The sequence below is a fragment of the Bradyrhizobium sp. Y36 genome (assembly GCF_002531575.1).
In the GTDB taxonomy this organism is placed as follows: Bacteria; Pseudomonadota; Alphaproteobacteria; order Rhizobiales; family Xanthobacteraceae; genus Bradyrhizobium.
In genome coordinates this window covers 96335-114730 of sequence record NZ_NWTI01000013.1, presented here as the reverse complement: position 1 = coordinate 114730, position 18396 = coordinate 96335, and the positions used below count along the sequence as shown (strand labels likewise).

21 protein-coding genes are annotated in these 18396 nt (G+C 63.5%); 10 read left to right on the top strand and 11 right to left on the bottom strand.

Annotation, left to right across the window (positions count from 1 at the left end; all coding sequences use genetic code 11):
- Positions 1-318 precede the first annotated feature (318 nt).
- Complete coding sequence (locus CO669_RS21495; RefSeq protein ID WP_097661934.1) at positions 319-1692, top strand: hypothetical protein; 1374 nt, start codon at positions 319-321, stop codon at positions 1690-1692.
- Between the two features lie 44 nt (positions 1693-1736).
- Here CO669_RS21495 and CO669_RS21490 read toward each other — a convergent pair whose 3' ends face one another.
- Positions 1737-1958 carry a hypothetical protein gene (locus CO669_RS21490; RefSeq protein ID WP_097661933.1) on the bottom strand — a complete coding sequence of 74 codons (222 nt, stop codon included), beginning with the start codon at positions 1956-1958 and terminating at the stop codon, positions 1737-1739.
- A 347-nt stretch (positions 1959-2305) separates the two neighbouring features.
- On the opposite strand from CO669_RS21490, the gene CO669_RS21485 reads away from it, so the two are divergent.
- On the top strand, positions 2306-2488 hold the full coding sequence (locus tag CO669_RS21485; protein WP_097661932.1) for a hypothetical protein: 183 nt from the start codon (positions 2306-2308) through the stop codon (positions 2486-2488).
- Between the two features lie 20 nt (positions 2489-2508).
- Here CO669_RS21485 and CO669_RS21480 read toward each other — a convergent pair whose 3' ends face one another.
- The 3 genes from CO669_RS21480 to CO669_RS21470 all read right to left on the bottom strand — a co-directional run bounded on the left by CO669_RS21480 (position 2509) and on the right by CO669_RS21470 (position 5202).
- Complete coding sequence (locus tag CO669_RS21480; RefSeq protein ID WP_097662020.1) at positions 2509-3900, bottom strand: vWA domain-containing protein; 1392 nt, start codon at positions 3898-3900, stop codon at positions 2509-2511.
- A gap of 5 nt (positions 3901-3905) precedes the next feature.
- Positions 3906-4853: an AAA family ATPase gene (locus tag CO669_RS21475; RefSeq protein WP_027562443.1), complete on the bottom strand. Its 948-nt coding sequence runs from the start codon at positions 4851-4853 to the stop codon at positions 3906-3908.
- Positions 4854-5001: 148 nt separating this feature from the next.
- Positions 5002-5202, bottom strand: coding sequence for a hypothetical protein (locus tag CO669_RS21470; protein WP_036007702.1), 201 nt, complete (start codon positions 5200-5202; stop codon positions 5002-5004).
- A gap of 225 nt (positions 5203-5427) precedes the next feature.
- Here CO669_RS21470 and CO669_RS21465 point away from each other — a divergent pair, with 225 nt between their 5' ends.
- Positions 5428-6402, top strand: a complete 975-nt coding sequence (locus CO669_RS21465) for a quinone oxidoreductase family protein (protein WP_097661931.1) — start codon at positions 5428-5430, stop codon at positions 6400-6402.
- A 39-nt stretch (positions 6403-6441) separates the two neighbouring features.
- Here the strand turns inward: CO669_RS21465 and CO669_RS21460 are convergent, their stop codons facing one another.
- The gene (locus CO669_RS21460; RefSeq protein WP_097662019.1) at positions 6442-6717 is read right to left on the bottom strand and encodes a hypothetical protein; all 276 of its coding nucleotides are present in this window, start codon (positions 6715-6717) and stop codon (positions 6442-6444) included.
- A 99-nt stretch (positions 6718-6816) separates the two neighbouring features.
- Complete coding sequence (locus CO669_RS21455) at positions 6817-7425, bottom strand: S24 family peptidase (RefSeq protein WP_018644790.1); 609 nt, start codon at positions 7423-7425, stop codon at positions 6817-6819.
- A gap of 166 nt (positions 7426-7591) precedes the next feature.
- On the opposite strand from CO669_RS21455, the gene CO669_RS21450 reads away from it, so the two are divergent.
- Positions 7592-8122, top strand: a complete 531-nt coding sequence (locus CO669_RS21450; protein ID WP_097661930.1) for a GcrA family cell cycle regulator — start codon at positions 7592-7594, stop codon at positions 8120-8122.
- A 46-nt stretch (positions 8123-8168) separates the two neighbouring features.
- Positions 8169-8744, top strand: coding sequence for a hypothetical protein (locus tag CO669_RS21445; protein WP_097661929.1), 576 nt, complete (start codon positions 8169-8171; stop codon positions 8742-8744).
- Positions 8745-8790: 46 nt separating this feature from the next.
- Here the strand turns inward: CO669_RS21445 and CO669_RS21440 are convergent, their stop codons facing one another.
- Positions 8791-9147 carry a hypothetical protein gene (locus tag CO669_RS21440; protein WP_198964163.1) on the bottom strand — a complete coding sequence of 119 codons (357 nt, stop codon included), beginning with the start codon at positions 9145-9147 and terminating at the stop codon, positions 8791-8793.
- Positions 9148-9261: 114 nt separating this feature from the next.
- On the opposite strand from CO669_RS21440, the gene CO669_RS35350 reads away from it, so the two are divergent.
- The 3 genes from CO669_RS35350 to CO669_RS21430 all read left to right on the top strand — a co-directional run bounded on the left by CO669_RS35350 (position 9262) and on the right by CO669_RS21430 (position 10457).
- Positions 9262-9522, top strand: a complete 261-nt coding sequence (locus CO669_RS35350; RefSeq protein ID WP_143278707.1) for a hypothetical protein — start codon at positions 9262-9264, stop codon at positions 9520-9522.
- A gap of 270 nt (positions 9523-9792) precedes the next feature.
- On the top strand, positions 9793-9978 hold the full coding sequence (locus CO669_RS36080) for a hypothetical protein (RefSeq protein ID WP_198964162.1): 186 nt from the start codon (positions 9793-9795) through the stop codon (positions 9976-9978).
- 137 nt (positions 9979-10115) lie between these two features.
- Positions 10116-10457 carry a phasin gene (locus tag CO669_RS21430; RefSeq protein WP_097661927.1) on the top strand — a complete coding sequence of 114 codons (342 nt, stop codon included), beginning with the start codon at positions 10116-10118 and terminating at the stop codon, positions 10455-10457.
- A 307-nt stretch (positions 10458-10764) separates the two neighbouring features.
- Here the strand turns inward: CO669_RS21430 and CO669_RS21425 are convergent, their stop codons facing one another.
- The 4 genes from CO669_RS21425 to CO669_RS21415 form a co-directional block, all read right to left on the bottom strand.
- Positions 10765-11082: a c-type cytochrome gene (locus CO669_RS21425; protein WP_097661926.1), complete on the bottom strand. Its 318-nt coding sequence runs from the start codon at positions 11080-11082 to the stop codon at positions 10765-10767.
- 35 nt (positions 11083-11117) lie between these two features.
- Positions 11118-11339, bottom strand: a complete 222-nt coding sequence (locus CO669_RS35345) for a hypothetical protein (protein ID WP_143278706.1) — start codon at positions 11337-11339, stop codon at positions 11118-11120.
- A 76-nt stretch (positions 11340-11415) separates the two neighbouring features.
- Complete coding sequence (locus tag CO669_RS21420; RefSeq protein WP_097661925.1) at positions 11416-12246, bottom strand: alpha/beta fold hydrolase; 831 nt, start codon at positions 12244-12246, stop codon at positions 11416-11418.
- A 155-nt stretch (positions 12247-12401) separates the two neighbouring features.
- Positions 12402-14198, bottom strand: a complete 1797-nt coding sequence (locus tag CO669_RS21415; RefSeq protein WP_097661924.1) for a ShlB/FhaC/HecB family hemolysin secretion/activation protein — start codon at positions 14196-14198, stop codon at positions 12402-12404.
- Positions 14199-14329: 131 nt separating this feature from the next.
- Here CO669_RS21415 and CO669_RS21410 point away from each other — a divergent pair, with 131 nt between their 5' ends.
- Both CO669_RS21410 and CO669_RS21405 read left to right on the top strand, forming a co-directional pair.
- Positions 14330-15577, top strand: a complete 1248-nt coding sequence (locus tag CO669_RS21410) for a FecR family protein (protein ID WP_097661923.1) — start codon at positions 14330-14332, stop codon at positions 15575-15577.
- 57 nt (positions 15578-15634) lie between these two features.
- On the top strand, positions 15635-18379 hold the full coding sequence (locus CO669_RS21405) for an EAL domain-containing protein (protein WP_097661922.1): 2745 nt from the start codon (positions 15635-15637) through the stop codon (positions 18377-18379).
- Positions 18380-18396: the final 17 nt, after the last annotated feature.

Sequence of the window (18396 nt, the reverse complement as noted above, 5' to 3'; positions counted from 1 at the left end):
TCTGCAGGGGCCCTCGCGCAAGGTTGGGATCGCGCCGCTTGTAGATTTGTGACGGTTCAAGTCAAATCGGGGGTCGGCTGACCACGCCGGCCGCGGTCGCTGCCGCCCCGTTCCTAACCGATTGAAAAATATTGCGTATGTGGGCCGGCTCAGATGCCGGCTGCTGCGGTCCGGAGAAAGAGGGCTCCCATCGGGATGTGGGCGCCAAGATCGTTCCAAAGGCGTCGCTCGGCGAAGGGATCGCGCGTCATCTGGAGGAAATACGAATCAGCCATGCTCTGGATGGTGGCCGCACCATCGGAGTGATCCTGGCCACAGATGAATAGCGATATCTCGTTGCCCTCAGAACGTGGAAACCGATTCTACCAAGGCGCGGCTGCGACGCTCCTCGCCAACGCCCTCCAGGCGGTCAATTTTCTCGGCGATCGCTTCCTGAGAAAATGGCCTCATTCGTTGTCGGCCATCGAGGACCTCTACCGGCATGCGATGGACAGCGCGTTTTCGGCGACCGAAGCCTTCCTCGTCACGGGCGCACCCCACGCATCCGCCTATTATCCCCGAGACTTCGCCTGGTTCTATCCCGACGTTCTCGATCCCGACACCATCATGGACGCGCAGGACGCGGTGCGGCGGGCTCGGTTGCTCGACAAGAGCGTCCGCTTACTGCTGGAAGCGGTTCGCGCCGGCGTCGTCACGACGACCATCGTCCCGGCGGGGCGAGGACGGTACCTCGGCGTGAACTACTTCTCGCCTCCGTCGGATACGCTGCTCGGCATCCTGGCCGGCCTGCAGCAAATGATCTCGGCCGATCAGAGGGCACCATCCTATCTGGCGCTGTCGCAATGTGCGCATGCCGGCCGTCTGTTGCTGGCCGAATATGGCGGCGACCTGAAGCGTTCGGTCCTCAAGCTTGCGAGCGAGCTCGAGCCATTCGACCATGACGGCATCAGGTACTTTTTGTGTGACGCCAGCGGCCCTCGTTCCGCTGCGACGGACACCCGCGCCGAGCGACGGCGCTTCGTGACAAATGCCTGCGTCTACACGACATTCGTGTGGAGCGTGCAGCTCGGGATCGTCGACGAGAACGAACTGAAGCGGCTGCTCGGGCGCGACCTCGTGCAGTACAAGAAGGACCTGCTTCACTTGTTCGGCAGGGACGGCTTCATCAGGCATTCCCTGGATGGTCCGAAAGGCCCGCCGGCGTCTGCGGTCGCTCTGGATTTCGTGAGCGTGCATCGCGGCTTCTGGGATCTGAACGATGCGAGCGAGCGCGCACTGTTCGCGGCCACGGCGGATCTGATCATCGCGGAGCCGCGTTTTCGCATCCCCAGCACGTTCCACTTCCTGGTGTCCGCGGATAATCCACGCAACAAGATGATCCACAAGATCGCGGCGCCCGCCTATCAGGGCCGTTCCTCCTGGCCGACGTTCAACGTCGAATTCGCAGATCGCATGCTAGACTATGATGAATTCTCGGCGAACGATACCTACCGTTCATGCGCCCAGGGAATATTGAAGGATATTCGGACCGCGACCGAGCTGCATGGCGGATATCCAGAGCTGATCTCCGAGCAGGGTCTGAAATATCGCACCTGGGCCTATCAGGGCGCGGTGGCTCACTCCTGGTTTCCGCGTTTCCTGTCGGTCTGGAGGAGGGCATATGGATCGCCGCTCCTGAAGTGGGATGACTGACCTCCGCGCTGAAAATGCCGGCGGAGATGATCAGCGCGAGCGCGTCACGCCGCGAGGTCGAGCAGCCGGCACGATCCGCGCACCAGCACCTTGCGTCCGGCTGGCGTCATCACAGGCGCGCCGTCATTGATGACGACGAGGCCGAGCGCGACGAGGCCATCGATGAGATAGGGCTTCGACAGACGACCGTTCGACGGCGGGCTGCGAAGTGTGCGCAGCGCTTCCCACTGGTCCGGGCTAAGTTCGAAGTCGAGATCGTTGCTCATGTTGCCTCAAGCGATGGTGCCGTTGGCGCCTCTGTTAGCGACGCCGCGTGAAGACCGTGCGACGACAATGAGTCGGGAATCCGGTGAGCCGTTTAGAACGTCTCTTCACAAATTGCCGCACTTCGTTGCGACACGAGAAATAGATCGCTCAATCACGAAATTCGTCCGCGTGCCTTGATCACTAATTGATGATCTGCAGTTGATGCTGCGCTGCAAGCTACCGCAGTGCACGGGAAGTATCGCTGTCCCATTATGCGACGGGACGGCGCGAAATCATGAGGCCGTAAATCCGGGATTCTGCTAGTTTGATTCGCGGGGAATGACTTCACGCGGCAGGAGTGGAGTGCATGAACAGGCTGGTTGAAATTCGCAGTCAGGAATCGCTGTGCCGAGAGCGTGCGGCGCTCGATTTCGATCGCCGGATCTTCTGGCTCGCCCAGGCCGAAGAATGGGAGCAGCGCGCGCTCGACGAAATCGCCACTCACTTCCGGGAGTGCAACGGAGGGCAAGCGGAGCTTGCGCGAAACTGACGTCGGCTCGCGAGCGAGGCCTACTGATAAGTCGCCACAATGTCGGACACAGCGCGCTCGAGCTGCTGCGCGGTGGCGCATTGGCGTACGACGGTACAGAACGTCGCATAGCGCGGCATCTCGGAATCGCCAAAGCCCCAGGCGAGGCGCCCTTCCGGATTGAGCCAGACCAGTCGCTTGGAGCGCTCGGAGATGCGGCGCAGGATATCGGCGCGCGGGTCGAGGTTGTTGCTGCGGGCATCACCGAGCACGATCACCGTGGTCTGCGGCGTCAGCGTGCTCATGAAGTCCTTCTCGAAATCGACCAGCGAGGAGCCGTAGTCGGACGAACCGAAGCCGACCTTGGACATGATCTCGGCCATCGCCTCTTCCGGCGAGTTCTTCTCTAGAATTTCGCTGACCTCGATCAGGTGCGAGGAGAAGGCAAAGGAGCGGACGTCGTCGACCACCTCGTGCAACGAGTGGATCAGCAGCAGGAAGAAATCGGAGACCTGGGCGACCGAACCGGAGACGTCGCAGATCGCCACGATCTTCGGCCGGTCGCGATGCTTGCGCTTCCATGCGGTCAGGAAGGGCACGCCGCCCCAGGCGGCGTTGCGACGGAGCGTGCGGCGCACGTCGAGATGCCCGCGGCGCTGACGCTTGCGCGGCTTGGAATAGCGCTCACGCAGGCGGCGCGCGATCTGGCGGATCAGGGCGCGCATCTCGGCGACCTGACGCCGTTCGATGCGGGCGAGCGGCGCGTTGCGCAAAATCTCGTTGCGGAGGTTCTCGGCCTCTTCGCGGGCATAGAGCGCTAGCCCCTGCGAGACGGTGTCGCGCACCGCCTCGCGCAAGGCGTCGAGCGCGGCGCGCAAACGCTCGGCCAGCGCAGGGTTGGTCGCAGTGAGTTCGTCGAGGTCGTCGCGCAGGCGCTGCAGGCCCATGGCGTCGAGGATGCGGCTCGAAAAGATGCCGCGCTGGGTGGAGTAGCGGATATCGGACAGCGAGGCGGCGCCCGAGGCGCTGGCGATCGCGGCCGAGATGGCGTTGCGATCCTGCGACAGCAGCATCTGTGCGAGGGGGCCGAGGCTTTCGGGCGGCTGGGCTTGGCCCGGCTCGCCGGCCGAGCCGGATGAAGAAGACGGGTCCGCCTGTTGGTCCGCGTCCTGCGCGGCGTCGTCGTTGCCCGCGGCTTCAGTCTGGTCCTGCCGCGGCTCGGGCTGGCTGAAAAAGAGATCGAAGCAGTCGCCGAGCGCAAGCTTCTCGTCCTGCGACTTGGCGAGCGTCAGCAGCAGCGCGTCGCGCAGCACGGTGCGGTCGGAGATGCCGACTTTCGCGACAGCGCGCATCGCATCGATGCTTTCGGCAGGCGAAACGTGAACGCCGACGCCCCGCGCTGCCCGAAAGAAACGATGGAGGTTCTCGCGCATCGGCGTCAACCGAAGACGTTGGACCGGGCCGCCTTGGCAATGAAGGTCGTCACCTGCGGCGATGCGGCCTCGATGTCCGCTTCGTATTTCAGGAGCACGTTGAGCGTGTCCTTGACGATGTCGGTGTCGAGCTCAGTGGCCTGGAGCAGCACAAGCACGCGCGCCCAATCGATGGTTTCGCTGACCGAGGGCAATTTCTTCAGATCGAGCGAGCGGATTTCGTGGATGAAGCCGACCATCTGCCGGCGCAGCGCCTGCGAGATGCCGGGCACGCGGCTTTCGACGATGCGCTCCTCGAGCCGTTGCTCGGGGAAGCCGATATGCAGATGCAGGCAGCGCCGCTTCAGGGCATCGCCGAGGTCGCGCTCGCTGTTGGAGGTGAGGATCACCGTCGGCGGCGTGATCGCCGAGACGGTGCCGAGCTCGGGGATCGTGACCTGGAAGTCGGAGAGGATTTCCAGCAGAAGCGATTCAAATTCCGCGTCGGACTTGTCGATCTCGTCGATCAGCAGCACGCAGCCGCCCGGCTGCTCCAGCGCCTGCAGCAGGGGACGCGGCTCGACGAATTCCTTGGAGAAGAACACGTCGCCGAAATCGTGCAACTGGTCGAGCGCGGCATGCAGCGTCTGCGCGCCGCCGAGGACTTCACCGAGCTTGTCCTTGAGGATCTGGGTGTAGAGCAGCTGCTTGGCGTATTTCCACTCGTAGAGCGCCTTGGCCTCGTCGAGGCCCTCGTAGCATTGCAGGCGGATCATCTTCATGCCGCGCCAGGCCGCGATCGCCTTGGCAAGCTCGGTCTTGCCGACGCCCGCGGGTCCCTCGACCAGGATCGGCTTCTCGATCTGCTGCGACAAATAAACGGCGGTCGCGATCTGCCGGCTCGCGATGTAGCCCTGCGCGGCGAGGCCGCTCTCCACTGCCTCGATCGACGTCGAGGCCTTCTGATCAGCCACGAAAGGGCGCTCCCAAAGGTCTTGCTTTAGGGCTTGTTCTGCCTGCGTTCCCCGCAAAGAACAAGCCTCGTTTGGGAGGCATCAGATCCGCGTGAACGGCGCTTTTTCCGCTGAGCGCAAATAGTTGGGCGCCTCGCCGTTCGCGGGGTCAGTGCCGCAGCAGCTCCGGCTTGCGGATGGTCTGCCGGAGCTCGGCGCCGCAATCGGCGCATTCATAGACGAAGTCGATTTTGGCGAGGCTCCAATGCGGTTCGACCTCGCGCACATACATTGGCAAAAACCCCATGCAGGTGGGGCAATTCACGGGCGCGATTTCGACATCCTGATGATGCTGTACGTAAGCTGGCATCTCGGCTCTCCTTCGCAGGCGACAACCAAACCCCGCGCAGAAGCTACTGCCGGTCGCTACGAGCGCGTCATCAACTCTTTCGAACGGAGATGGAACGACGGACGTTTGTCGCTCGCTGTGACATTCTTGTTACGTGCCTGTACTGTAACGGGCGGACAGAATGCCTATTTCTGCGGCCAATCCGGCTTTTTCGGCCCATCACCCAACGAAAAGGGAGTAACGCCCATGACGCATGCCATTCGTTTTCACAAGACCGGCGGTCCGGAAGTCCTGGTCTGGGAGGAAGTCAGCGTCGGCAAGCCCGGACCGGGCGAGGCGCGCATTCGCCACACCGCCGTCGGTCTCAACTTCGTCGACATCTACAACCGCTCGGGCCTTTACCCGGCGCAATTGCCGAGCGGACTGGGCAGCGAGGCGGCCGGCGTCGTCGAGGAAGTCGGCTCTGGCGTTACCGATCTGAAGCCGGGCGATCGTGTCGCTTATGGCGCCTCGCCGCTCGGTGCCTATTCCGAGGCGCGGCTGATCCCTGCGGACCGTCTGCTGAAGCTGCCCGATGGCGTCGACGACAAGACCGCGGCCGCGATGATGCTGAAGGGGCTGACGACGCAATATCTGATCCGGCAGACCTATCGGGTGAAGGCCGGCGACACCATCCTGCTGCACGCCGCAGCCGGCGGCGTCGGCCTGATCCTCAGTCAGTGGGCCAAGCATCTCGGCGCGACCGTGATCGGCACGGTCAGCAGCGATGAGAAGGCCAAGCTCGCCAAGGCGCATGGCTGTGACCATGTCATCATTTACACGCGCGAGGATTTCGTGAAGCGCGTCGACGAGATCACCGGGGGGAAGAAGGTGCCGGTGGTTTACGACTCCGTCGGCAAGGACACCTTCCTGAAGTCGCTGGACTGCCTCGCGCCGCTCGGCGTTGCCGCGCTGTTTGGTCAATCTTCCGGTGCGGTCGAGCCGCTCAATCTCGGACTGCTGGCCCAGAAGGGTTCGCTCTACGTCACCCGGCCGACGCTGTTCACCTACGCCGCCAAGCGGGAGAATCTGGTCGCAATGGCGAACGAGCTGTTCGACGTCGTCAAGTCCGGCGCGGTCAAGATCGAGGTGCACCAGACCTATCCCTTGAGGGATGCCGCCCGGGCGCATGCCGATCTCGCCGCGCGCAAGACCACGGGATCGACCGTGCTCACGGTGTGATCCTCGATTTGTGGTGGCGCAGGTCACTCAGGGCCTGCGTCACGTCCGTTCGTGCTTGCGCAGGTCGCGGGCGTGATCAAGGCGGATTGCCTGGAGATCGACCTCTTCGGGGTCGATCATGGGAAGGGCCGCCTCGGCCAGGATGGCCTCGGTGACGTCCTCGACCGAATTCTCCGCGATCTCGTGGATGAACGAGATGTTCTGGTATTCCCCCGAGGCGATCCGGGAGACGACCTCGCGCCGGGTGATTTCCGGATCGACGACCGCCTCGCGGCCGCGCCGTCCATAGTCGATCATCACGACGAAATACTGCATGAAACGATCCTGCCGCGCGCCCGTCACCGGGAACGCGGCAGAGTATTTCCGAAAATCAGAATAAAGTCAAGGGCGATTTCCGAATAACGGAAATCGTCGTCACTTGCCCTTCTTGCGCGGACGCGCCGACTTGGCACGCAGCCGCTCGAGCTGGCCCTTGGGCATGGACAGGCAGATCTCGCCGACCCAGTCCAGCTTGACGCCGACGATCGGCTTGGCGTTGAAGCTGGTGAGATTGACGACGGACGGGCTCTTGCCCCGCTCGATGGTCTTCAAATAGCGCTCGCCGGTCTTGAGCCGGACCACGGCCTCCTCGCCGTAGAAGCTCGACAGCGGATGGCGCTGATCCTTGTAGACCACGATCACGTCGCCGCTTTCGTATTTGGGCAGCATCGAATCGCCCACGATCTCGAATGCGACGGTTTCTTCCATGATCGGGAAGGGCAGTGCGATGTCGCCGAGCCCCTCCGGCGGAACCTGCTCGTAATCCGGCTCGATCACGGCACCGGCGCCGACGCGGCCCATGATCGGTGCGAGATTGAGCTCGAGATATTCCATGATCGGAATGATCTCCGAAGCCTTCACCAGACGCTCGCCGCCGAGGATCTCCGAGACCGCGCCGGGCCGCACGCCCATGGCCGCCGCGAGGCCGCCCTTGCTCTTGCCCGTCTTTTCCAGGCCCCGCTCGATCATTGCAACGTCCAACATGGTGATTCCCTCGTTTGCGCACCGACTTGCCTCTTGTAATCCGAAATTCGGAATTGATGCAATTATGAATATCAGAATTATGGCTTGACTTGAGCTTCGGAATAACGGAAAGTGCGTCTCGCCATCCGGTCGAGCGATCGGAGGAGGCGCATCACAGGACAGCATTATGGAACCGGGCCATTGGCCGTCGGAGCATTCCGACGCGCTGCGCGACTATTTTCGCAAGGGGATGTCTTATGCGGAGATCGCAAGACAGATTAACGCAAGGTTTGGAACGGCTTACACGCGCAACGCGGTGATCGGCCGCGCCAAGCGGCTCGGGCTCGTCATACCGGAATGGATCACGAGCCCATCGCTCGCGCCCTATTTGCCGGGCGAGGCTCCGGTCTCGCCGCGCCGGGCGGTGTTGCCGAACCTGAATTTGCCGCCGAAATCCGCAATGAAGCCTGCGGCGCAAGTGAAGCTCCGCTGCGTCGGCGTTCAGCCGCGCCTGCTCCAACTGGTCGAGCTCGAGCCGGCCGACTGCCGCTATCCCTATGGCGGCGACAAGGACGGGGAGGCGATCGCCTTCTGCGGTCATCCCTGCCGGCCGGGCTCCAGCTATTGCGCACCGCATGCGCGCCTGACACGCCGCTCCGGTGCTGCGTCCTCGCGCGTCCCGGGTCCTGTCGTGCTGAGGCTGGTCTCTGCGGCCTGACCTCGTGCGCCCCGTCCAATCGTCAATTTCGCAAAGGAGCATCCGCTTGGCACGCGTCCGACGCAACAAGTCCTACAAACTGGCGAAGATCTACGACAGGCGGTCACGCGAGCTGCCGTTCAATGCCGACGTGACCGAGGTCGAGGTCGACAATCCGCTGGCGCTGGATTCCGGTGAGAAGATCCTGGCCGTCCGGTCGATCCGCGGCGATCCTCTCGGCCGGCTGCACGCCCACCATCAGATCGACGAGGCGCAATACCTCGGCGGACGTGCCTTCCAGAACGATTGGGAAAGGGCGGAGCGGGGGCCTCAAGCGATGGACCCGACGAGGGAATATGTCGATGGCGCGCGTACGCGCGAACCGGTCACCGAGCGCCAGCGCCAGGCGGTGCTGCGGCTGAACCGGGTCGAGCGCGAACTCGGCACGGACGGCGCCGCGCTGGTGCACGACGTGCTGATACTGGGCCTGACCATGGATCAGATCGCCGTGCGCCGCGCCGTCCGGACGCAGCGCTGGAACGATTACTTTGCGCGGCGCTTTCGCGAATGCCTGGACCGGCTGGCGCTGGTCTACGGCTTTGCGACGGCAACGGGGGCGCAGCGGGCGGAGCGGCGCGGATGAAGACGGTACGCCGGCGGCCATCGCCGCCGGCGTGTCAGCCGGTTGCTCAGGGATGCGGCACGATCTGGTAAGGTGTCGTGTAGGGCTCGACGCGGAGCGAGGCGTTGGCCAGAAGCCCGATCTTGGCGGTCGGGGCCTGCTGCAGTTCGCCATTCGGGCCGCGATGCACGTTGTATTGCCAGACCGTGAGATCGCCCTTCTGCGCCAGCGCGTGCGCGACCGCGCTCGCATCATTGCCGCCGAGCCCCTGCAGTTCCTCCGCCGATAATCCGACGACGATTTCGTCCTTGACGGTGATGATCTTGAACAGGTTCATCTTGGTCTCCTGCGCCCATGCGCCTTGTATCGAGAGGGTGAAGAGCGCGACCGCGGCGCCCTTGATGAGATCGCAGCGAGAAAGCATGCCGTCGTCCTTTAGTGCTGACGCGCGCCCGAATCGAAGAGTTTCAGCCATGGCGCCCGTTGTCTGCGTGGCCGTGTCGCAACGGCTTGGTCGCTCGCTTATGGACAACGGTTCATGGGCGGAAACATTTTCGGATTGGCCGGGACCGCGGCCGCGTCGGAATCAGGAGTCTGGAGAGATCCGGTTCCGGGATCGATGCATTTCGGCGTCGATACAACCGCTGAAGTCTGGCGCAACAATTGCGTGTATGCGCTGGTGAAGCGCCAATTCGTCGCCAACGTCCATTCATATCGGAAACAAGCAGAAACGTTGTGCCGATTGACAGCGATCGGGGCTCTGTGCGTGATGATGACGCTTCTTGACGCAGGTGGGTGACGGCGGTCGATATTCCTGTTATCCGGAATTGCCGTGGCGCGATGCGAACGAAGCATCACTCAATCAACGGTGGGACTTGCCGGACCAGTTGTTGCTTGGCATAATTGCAACCAGACGGTTGAGCCCGTCGTTCGGACGTTCGTTCAGCGTGCCAGCTGGCCGGGCCCACCCGGCCGAGGGTTGTCGCCATAGGGGTCCTGTTGTGGCGTCTTGTTGTGGCGTTCGGTTCTCGAGTGGATCACGAAGGCCGATGCTTGTCATAGGTGCGAGATGAAGAACGTCAATTTCGCGGCTGAACTGCACCTCAGGCTCGGCGCGCCCGCGGGCGGCACGGTCGAAAGTCTGCGCCTGCTCCGCGCGTTCCTGAAGCTCGCGCCTCGACAGCGTTTCGAGGTCATCAAGCTGGTCGAAGACCTCGCCACCGAAGAAGCTCTTCCCGAGCACCCCTTGTCCTGATCCGGCCGCGCGCCTCACGTCCCTTTCTTCCGTTTTCCTGCCGGAGCCGGACCGCCGGCGGGGTTTCCCCGACGCTGGCCGCTGGAAGGCGATCCCGCAAGTGTGGTATCCAGTCGGGAAACGGGAGGAGTGCGACCATGATCGAACCGAAGCTCGAAGTTCCGGCCGAACTGCGCGACCTGGCCGAGAAGACGATTGACCAGGCCGAAAAGGCATTCGGCATGTTTTTCGAAGCCGCCAGCAAGTCGATGTCGACCGTTCCGGGCGCGGGGACGGAGGTGTCGAAGCAGGCGCTGGTTTTCACCGAGCAGAATATGAAGTCGGCGTTCGAGCATGCGCGCAAGTTGGTTCACGCCACCGACCTTCAGGAAGCGATGCGAATCCAGTCCGATTTCCTGCGCAGCCAGTTCACCAGTGCCGGAGATCACATGCGGCAGATGACCGGCAGTCTCATGCAACCGGGCAAGGGTAAGTCCTGATTTGCGGCCGGCGCACGGCGTGCCCACAAGATCGGGCTTGCGCGGCGTGGAGATCCGATGCTGGCGCAGATCCTTTGACGGACCACCGAATGAGGGCGTTCGCCGTCCGTCATCTCTTCTGCTGATCCCTGTCGGTCCTCCGGCAGGGATTTGCATTTCTGGCAGGTGCCGTGCCCGGCGCGCGACTAACGCGCGATGAGATTTGGACGAACCGTCATCTTGCTCTGGGTTGTTGTTTGCGCATGATCGTTCCGGAAAACCGGTTCGCACTTTGCGCTAACGCGGCCCTTCGGGGCCGGATCATGCTTTAACGCAGCGTCGCGATGTAAGCCGCAATGTCGCCGGCTTCGGTCCGGCTCAGGGGGAAATTCGGCATCTTCGGGTGCGGATCGAGCAGGAAGAAGGCCAGCCTCTCCGGGCTGAAGTCCGGCCTGCGCGCCACGGAGGCGAAGGAGGGGACGTCGGCGCTCGCCTGGGTCTGGCCGGCAGCGACGACATGGCAGCTTGCGCACCAGCGCTTGGCAAGGTCGGCGCCGTGGTCGGCATCGGCTGCGAGCGCGGCCGAGGTGCCGACGCTCGAAGTTACGGCAAGCAGCAGGCCAATTCGTCTCAAATGCTGGCGCATAGGGTAACCTTCATGCGTTCGTTGCGGCCGCATTTCTACCCGCAGCACGATCCCGGAAATTGCGAGAGATCAATACGGGCGACGATCGACCGCAGCAGCTTGCGGGCCGAACGATGAAGATGCCGTAAGAACGCCGGCATTCTCGCCGCGGGCAGGCCAAGACTTCTTATATCGAGACTTCTTATATCAAGGCTTGTGGTGTCAAGACTTGTCGTGTCGAGACCCTTCGTATCAAGACTTTCGATATAGTTGGACACGTGTCTCTCCGAGGCCATAGGACCTTGTAGCCTGCTGTCTCGGAGGCGCCTTGATCTGCCGCAAAGCGGATTGCGGCTAATAATCGCCCGGATTCATGATCATCGGGCTTTTCGTGTCGGCCGGCGCCAGCGCGCTGCTGGCGCTGTCGCGCAGGAAGCGGTCGAGCGTTTCCTGGATCTTCTCCTTGACCGAGTTGGGGCCGCGATCGCTCATTTCCGTGTGCTGGGCGCCGGTGTGGATGATGTCGATACCGCTCGCCTTGGCCTCCTCCGGCGTCGGCAGCACGCCGGGATCGGTCACAAAATGCGGGTCCTTCGATCGGAACGACAGGATCTTCATGCCGTCGCTGCGCACGAAGGGGACCCGCAGATTGTCGAGCGTGATCACCTTCGACACCAGCTCCGGGTGTTGATGGGCGACATACATGGAGACATCGCCGCCGTTGGAGTGACCGACGAGGGTGATGTGGTCGTAATCGACGTTCTCCTGCTGTCTCCGCAGCTGGTCCAGCACGAACAGGATGTTGGCCTCGCAGCGGATATAGACCTCGCGCCGGCCGACATATTGCTGGCCGACATGGGTCATCAGCGGCGGGTCGCTCGGCAGGTCCTGCTGGATGCTGGCAACCAGATAGCCGCGCGCGGCAAGCACGTTGGCCAGGAAGGAGTATTCGGTCGCCTTGACGGTGTGGCCGTTGCTGATGATGGCGAGCGGAAGCTTCCAGAGGCCGAGATTGGCCTTGGTCTCGTAATCCCGCCGCACCGCCAAATCGACTGAAATCGGCCGCTGCCGCGAGGCGTCGAACAGCGCCAAGGCCTCGTGGCGGATCGCGAGCCGGCTGACGAGGAAATACTCCCCGATGCCGAGGACGCAGAGAAACGCCAGGATTGCAAGCACCCGCTTCATGGTTTGGTCTCAAATCACGTTTGGCTGAACATGGCCATTGGGAACTCCCGGATCGAGCAACCGTGAGCAGGTTACGGGATTAAATTTAGGCAACTCTGTGAGCAGGCGCGCAAAAGGCCCGGATGTCGGAGCGACTTGCGCAAATGACCGGGGGACTAGAGGCAGCCCGACCGGCCGCGTTCGGGGCATAGCCGGAACGCGCTCGACAATGTGAATAGGAAGCGGGGGCTGCGGCGCTCGTTGTCCGGCGCCCGGTAGCTCAGGGGAACGGCTACGCCGAGATCGGCCTGGAAATCGTCCGGCAGGAAGAAGCGCACGCCGGCTCCGGCCGAGGTGAGCGACAGGCCGTCGCTCAGGCGATAGCCATCGTTCCAGACGGCGCCGGCGTCGCCGAAGGCGTAGAGCTGATAGCCGGTCCAGTAGCGGAAATTGAGCTTCTGGTCGAAGCGCAGTTCGAGCGAGCCGGCAAGGCCGTTGTCGCCGCTGATCTCGGCTGCGCCATAGCCGCGGCCGAAGGCCAAGCCGCCGAGATAGAATTGCTGCGAGGTGAACAACGGCCGCGATGCGGTCTGGCTCGCCGCAGCGAGCTTGAGCGACCAGGCATCGTTGATCGTCTGGTAACGCGTGAACCAGAGATTCAGCACCGAGAAGTTCGAGGAGGCGCCGTCGCGCGACAACAGATCGTCGTCGAAATGCGAAGCGCCGAAGACGTCGAGGCCCTGGCGATAGGTCAGCGTCGCGAAACTGGTGCCGCCGAAGGAATCCTGCAGGCGATAGTCGGCGGTCAGGCTCGCCGTCCTGATGTGGTCGTTGTACCAGGGGCCGTAAAGGTCGTGCTCGGATACATTGCTGAAGGTCGTCGCCGCAGTCAGTGTGAGCGTGGAGGATTGCGATTGCAGCGGAACGATGCTGGCACGCAGTTCGAAGGCCTCGGTCGTCGTGATGTCGCTGTCGAGGCGGCGGAGATCGCCCGGCCTGACCGCGCTGTAGAGCACGGAGGCGCCGAGACGCACGCCGTCGACGCCGACGGGCGTGTCATAGGACAGACGCGCAAAGCCGAGCTGGCGAGGATCGTTGGCAATGGTCGACAGGTTGACCGCCAGCGTGTCTCCGGGCGCGAGGTAGGAGTTGAACGCGCCGGTGGCGTAGGTCTGCCACGGTCCGACCGAGGATGATCCGAGATTGTCCAGGCCGAACGAGGAGAAGACGTGCCATGTCTTCAAGGAGAGGATGAGACGGAAGCGGCCGGAGGTGCCGCCGATTTCCTCCAGAGCACTATCGGTGATCCGAACGCCCGGCCTGCCGTTGATCAGGAAGAGCTGGCGTTCGAGCGTCGGAAGGCGCGACGGTTGCTCCGCCAGAACCGGCCCCAGCATCGGCCTGACGCCGAACTGTTCGGCGCCGTCGCCCTTCAGCTCGACCTCCACGATGGCGCCTTCGATCACCTGGATCCGGACCTGGCCGTCGGCAATGTCCTGCGGCGGCACGATCGCCCGGCTCAGATGGAAACCGTCGGCGCGGTAGAGATCGCTGATCGAACCGGCGATCCCGGCAAGATCCGCCTGCGAGACCTTCTTGCCGAGATAAGGTTGATAGACCGCGGCAATGCGATCGCGGGAGATGGCGTGGGCGCCGCTGACGTTGACGCCGCGCAGCACGAATTGCGGCTTGGTATCGCCACCGGTGTTGGGCTGTCCGACCGTCGGCAGCCTGACCGGCGGCCGGCTCAGCGTTTCCCGCTCGGTTTGGTTTTCAAAGTATTTCTCGGGCTGGCGCGGATCGAACCCGGGCTGGTTGGCCTGTTGGGCGAGCGCCGCGGGAACTCCAGTGAAAATCGGTAGCAACACCGTCAGCGCGGTAACGAGATGCCGCTTCCCAACGCGCGCATGGGACCTTTCCCCGTAGTTCCACGGAGGAATTGCCGCGCGGCGGTAAGGCTTCGTTAGGCGCATGATTTTTCATAGATTTTTATGGTCAATGATTGGTTAATCCGGCCGCTCCGCTGGTCGCTTCCCGCTAATTCTATCTTGAGTGATTTCGGATACCCCTCAGGCTTGGCTGTAACGCGGACTGAGGGATCGTCATGTTCGGCAAGATTGGAATGCGGTGCGCCTTGTTGGCCGCGCTGATCCTGGGAACGGCCTCCGGCGCATCTGCCGCCGATGACGGGGCCTGGTCGGTCAGCAAGTCGTCGGGCGAGGTCTGGCTTGCAACGGACGGCGCGCAGCAGGTGTCGTTGAGCCAGGAAGGGACGCTGAAACCAGGCGATACCATCCGTACCGGGCGCAATGGACGCGTCCTGCTCGTCCGCGGCGAGGAAACGATTCTGATCTCTCCCAACTCCGTGGTCGGCTTGCCGGCCGAGAAGAAGGAGGGTCTGTCGACCACGATCATCCAGCAGGCGGGGTCGATCCTGCTCGAGGTCGAGAAGCGCAACGTCAAGCATTTCGAGGTCGAGACGCCCTATCTCGCCGCCGTGGTGAAGGGAACGCAGTTCAGCGTCACGGTGGGAGCAGGCAGCACCAAGGTCGGCGTGTTGCGCGGCCAGGTCGAGGTCTCCGACTTCAGGACGGGACAGATTGCCCAGGTCATGAAGGGGCAGGCGGCCACGGCCTTCGAGCACGGCAAGCCCGGTCTCAGCCTGAGCGGCGCCGGGACGTTCAACGCGATCGAGCAGGGCAAGCCGCGGGCGCCGAGCATCGAGCGCATTCCCGTGCCGAAATCGGGATTGACCGCGCCGCGCAATGCGGCGAACGGCCATGCGGTCCACGCGCTCGGCCCGATCGACAAGGCAAGCAAGGCGGCTGGCGCGCTGAAGCAGGCGCATCAGGCGGCAGGAAGTCACGCGCCCAAGGCCGGAATCGTGCGCATCTCGAGCTCGCTCGGCGAGGTCAAGCTGAACGTCCATAAGGTCACGCGCGGACTCGCCCATGGCGCGGCGGCTCCCGGCCAGGTGCGCAACGCGAACGCCAGCACGGGTGCCGAGACCGTCTGGAGCGACGGCAAGACCAGCACGACCGCATCGAATAGCGCCGTCCAGACCGCGGTGACGACAAGCGGTGCTGCAACGGCTGGCAGTAGCAGTTCGTCGAGCGCGGCCATCGCGGCAGCGACCGCCGGTTCCTCGAGCGACAGCTCCGGCGGCAACAACGGAAACGCCGGCGGCAATGGTAATTCCGGTAACAACGGCAATGGCAACAACGGCAACGGCAACAACGGTAACGGCAACAGTGGTGCCACCGGCAACGGCAAGGGCAACAACGGTAACGGCAATGGCAATGGCGGCGGCAACGGCAGCAACGGCCATGGTCACGCCTACGGCCGACGCTGAGGCGGCTTCTTAGACGGACGGGGGGCGCCCGCAGAAGCGGGCGCGCGGGAGGATCGGGTGAAACGCTATCGGCCGCATATCCTAGTCGTGATCGCGCTCGCGATCGTGCTGTCCACGGGATGGCATGGTGCGCTTCGCAACGCGCTCACCGATCTGCGGTTCGCCTGGCAATCGCGTGAGGCCAGCGGCGACGTCGTGGTGGTGGCCATCGACGCACCGTCCATCGATCAGATCGGGGTGTGGCCCTGGCCGCGCCGACTGCATGCGGAGCTGCTGCAGGGCCTTGCGGCGGCGGGAGCGGGCGACATCGCCTTCGACGTCGATTTCAGCACGCCATCGGATACCGCTTCTGACGAGGCCTTCGTCAAGGCCCTTCGCGAGGTCGGCGGCTCGACCATCCTGCCGTCCTTCAAGCAGCCGACGCCGAATGGTGGCCCGGCCCACATCAATCGCCCCTTGAAGCCCTTCAGCAACCAGTCGTGGCCGGCCGTGGTGAACGTCGCAGTCGAATCCGACGGCCTCGTCCGACGCTATCCGTTCGGCGAGAAGCTCGGCGATGCCGTGATGCCGTCGATGGCCGTCGTGCTGGCCGGGAAGGACGCCAATCGGCGGCCGCCTTTCCTGATCGATTTCAGCATTCGTGCGGCCTCCATTCCCGTTGTCTCCTATGTCGACGTCCTGCGCGGCAATACTGCCGCGCTCGCCAAGCTGAGAGACAAGAAGATCATCGTCGGCGCCACCGCGCTCGAGCTCGGCGACCGCTTCAGCGTTCCCAACGGCAAGATCGTCTCGGGGCCGGTGCTCCAGGCGCTGGCCGCGGAATCGATCCTTCAGGGCCGGATGCTGCGCTGGACGTCCGATCTCGGCATGATCCTCGGCCTGGGCGTGATCTGCCTCTTGATGATGTATTCGTGGCGTCGCCTCGGGCCGGGAATTCGCGTTGCAATCCTGGTCGGCACCGGGGCGGCTATCGAGCTGACCGCAGCGTTCGTGCAGGCGAGATGGTCCCTCGTCATCGACACATCGCTGCTGCACATTGCCATCGTCGCCTATCTGACCGCGATTGCGCTGGACGAACTCGATTTTCGCGGTCTGCTCGGACGCATCGCCGAGAGCCGCTTTCACCGTATCGCGATGTCGCTCGGCGACGGTCTCGTCTGCACCGACGAGAATCACTGCATCACGGTTTGGAATCCCGGCGCCAGTGCGATCTTCGGTTACGCGCCGGCCGAGATGATCGGCCGTCCGTTCGAAACGCTGTGCGCCGTGCAGGCGGCGGAGGGCGACACGAGACCATCCATGCACGACGCAGCGCGCCAGGCGCTGCTCGTTCCGGGCGGGGCGGTCGTCGTCGAGTTCGAGGGGCGGCGCAAGAATGGCGAAACCTTCCCCGTCGAGGCGAGCTTTTCGGGCTGGCAAGGAACGGATGGCTTTCAGTACGGCGCGATCCTGCGCGATATCTCGGTCCGCAAGCGCGAAGCCGAACGCGTCAAATATCTTGCCGAACATGACGCGCTGACCGGTCTTGCCAATCGCAACACGCTGCATGCCCGCCTGGTCGGGATGGTTGCGGATGCTGAGCGACAGCCCCGCGAGGTCGCATTGCTCGTGATCGGGCTCGACGGCTTCCAGCAGATCAACGACATGCTTGGGCATACGGCCGGCGACCTCGTGCTGCGAGCCGTCGCTGAGCGTCTCCGGATCGAGGTCGATGGCAAGGCGGTCGTTGCCCGGCTCAGCGGCGACGAATTCGCGATCGCGCTTGATTGTGCCGAGGCCGGCGAGCCGATCGCGGCGTTCGCCGAGCGGATCGCGCACGCGTTCGAAGCGCCGCTCGCGACGGCTGCGCGGCAGCACCGCGTCAGGATCAGCATCGGGGTTGCAGTCTATCCTGAAGGCGGACACAACGCTGACGAACTCCTGAGCAACGGCCATCTTGCGCTGAGCCGTGCCAAGGCGACGCGGCGGGGCAGCCATGTGCTCTTCGAGGCCGCGATCAGGCAGGAGCTGGAGAACCGGCTGACGCTGGAGAGCGAACTGGCGCTTGCGGCGGATCGGGGCGAGTTCGAACTGTTCTATCAGCCCCAGGTCCGCCTGATCGACGGTCGCCTGGTCGGTGCCGAAGCGCTCATCCGTTGGCGACATCCGGTGCGCGGTTACGTCTCCCCTGGGGAGTTCATGCCAGTGGTCAACAGCTCGGCTCTGTCCGAGCGGATCGCGAACTGGGTGATGGAGACGGCCTGCCGTCAGGCGCGCGCGTGGGAGCTATCTGGCAGCAACGTGCGGGTCGCGATCAATCTCTCGCCCTCGCAGCTTCAATCCGGCGATCTCGCCCAGTCAGTTTCAGCGCTGCTCGAAGCGACGGGACTGACCGCATCGCTTCTCGAAATCGAGGTCACGGAAGATATCCTGCTGCAGGACGAACGCCGCGTGCTCGCCATCTTCAAGCGGATTCAGGATCTCGGCGTCCGAGTCCTGTTCGATGATTTCGGTACCGGTTATGCGAGCCTGAGCTATCTCAAGAAGTTTCCGCTCGACGGGCTCAAGATTGACCGTTCGTTCGTCTTCGGTCTTCTGGCCAATTCCGACGATGCTGCCATCGTCAGCTCGACCGTCGGCCTCAGCAAGCAGCTCGGCCTCACCGTCGTGGCTGAAGGCATCGAGGACCGAGCCACGGCCGACTTCCTGGTCAGCATGGGATGCGAGGAAGGGCAGGGATATTTCTTCGGTCGGCCGATGCCGGCGCAGGTATTTGAAACGCAATTCCTGGCAGCTGAACTCGAGGCTGTCAGCGCTGCCTGAGGAGCGTAACGTCGCTT

What these genes read in the sequence shown, in the direction of transcription:
- CO669_RS21495 (WP_097661934.1), top strand. Translation starts at nt 319, where the DNA reads ATGAATAGCGATATCTCGTTGCCCTCAGAACGTGGAAACCGATTCTAC.
- CO669_RS21490 (WP_097661933.1), bottom strand. Translation starts at nt 1,958, where the DNA reads ATGAGCAACGATCTCGACTTCGAACTTAGCCCGGACCAGTGGGAAGCG.
- CO669_RS21485 (WP_097661932.1), top strand. Translation starts at nt 2,306, where the DNA reads ATGAACAGGCTGGTTGAAATTCGCAGTCAGGAATCGCTGTGCCGAGAG.
- CO669_RS21480 (WP_097662020.1), bottom strand. Translation starts at nt 3,900, where the DNA reads ATGCGCGAGAACCTCCATCGTTTCTTTCGGGCAGCGCGGGGCGTCGGC.
- CO669_RS21470 (WP_036007702.1), bottom strand. Translation starts at nt 5,202, where the DNA reads ATGCCAGCTTACGTACAGCATCATCAGGATGTCGAAATCGCGCCCGTG.
- CO669_RS21465 (WP_097661931.1), top strand. Translation starts at nt 5,428, where the DNA reads ATGACGCATGCCATTCGTTTTCACAAGACCGGCGGTCCGGAAGTCCTG.
- CO669_RS21460 (WP_097662019.1), bottom strand. Translation starts at nt 6,717, where the DNA reads ATGCAGTATTTCGTCGTGATGATCGACTATGGACGGCGCGGCCGCGAG.
- CO669_RS21455 (WP_018644790.1), bottom strand. Translation starts at nt 7,425, where the DNA reads ATGTTGGACGTTGCAATGATCGAGCGGGGCCTGGAAAAGACGGGCAAG.
- CO669_RS21450 (WP_097661930.1), top strand. Translation starts at nt 7,592, where the DNA reads ATGGAACCGGGCCATTGGCCGTCGGAGCATTCCGACGCGCTGCGCGAC.
- CO669_RS21440 (WP_198964163.1), bottom strand. Translation starts at nt 9,147, where the DNA reads ATGCTTTCTCGCTGCGATCTCATCAAGGGCGCCGCGGTCGCGCTCTTC.
- CO669_RS35350 (WP_143278707.1), top strand. Translation starts at nt 9,262, where the DNA reads ATGGGCGGAAACATTTTCGGATTGGCCGGGACCGCGGCCGCGTCGGAA.
- CO669_RS36080 (WP_198964162.1), top strand. Translation starts at nt 9,793, where the DNA reads ATGAAGAACGTCAATTTCGCGGCTGAACTGCACCTCAGGCTCGGCGCG.
- CO669_RS21430 (WP_097661927.1), top strand. Translation starts at nt 10,116, where the DNA reads ATGATCGAACCGAAGCTCGAAGTTCCGGCCGAACTGCGCGACCTGGCC.
- CO669_RS21425 (WP_097661926.1), bottom strand. Translation starts at nt 11,082, where the DNA reads ATGCGCCAGCATTTGAGACGAATTGGCCTGCTGCTTGCCGTAACTTCG.
- CO669_RS21420 (WP_097661925.1), bottom strand. Translation starts at nt 12,246, where the DNA reads ATGAAGCGGGTGCTTGCAATCCTGGCGTTTCTCTGCGTCCTCGGCATC.
- CO669_RS21415 (WP_097661924.1), bottom strand. Translation starts at nt 14,198, where the DNA reads ATGCGCCTAACGAAGCCTTACCGCCGCGCGGCAATTCCTCCGTGGAAC.
- CO669_RS21410 (WP_097661923.1), top strand. Translation starts at nt 14,330, where the DNA reads ATGTTCGGCAAGATTGGAATGCGGTGCGCCTTGTTGGCCGCGCTGATC.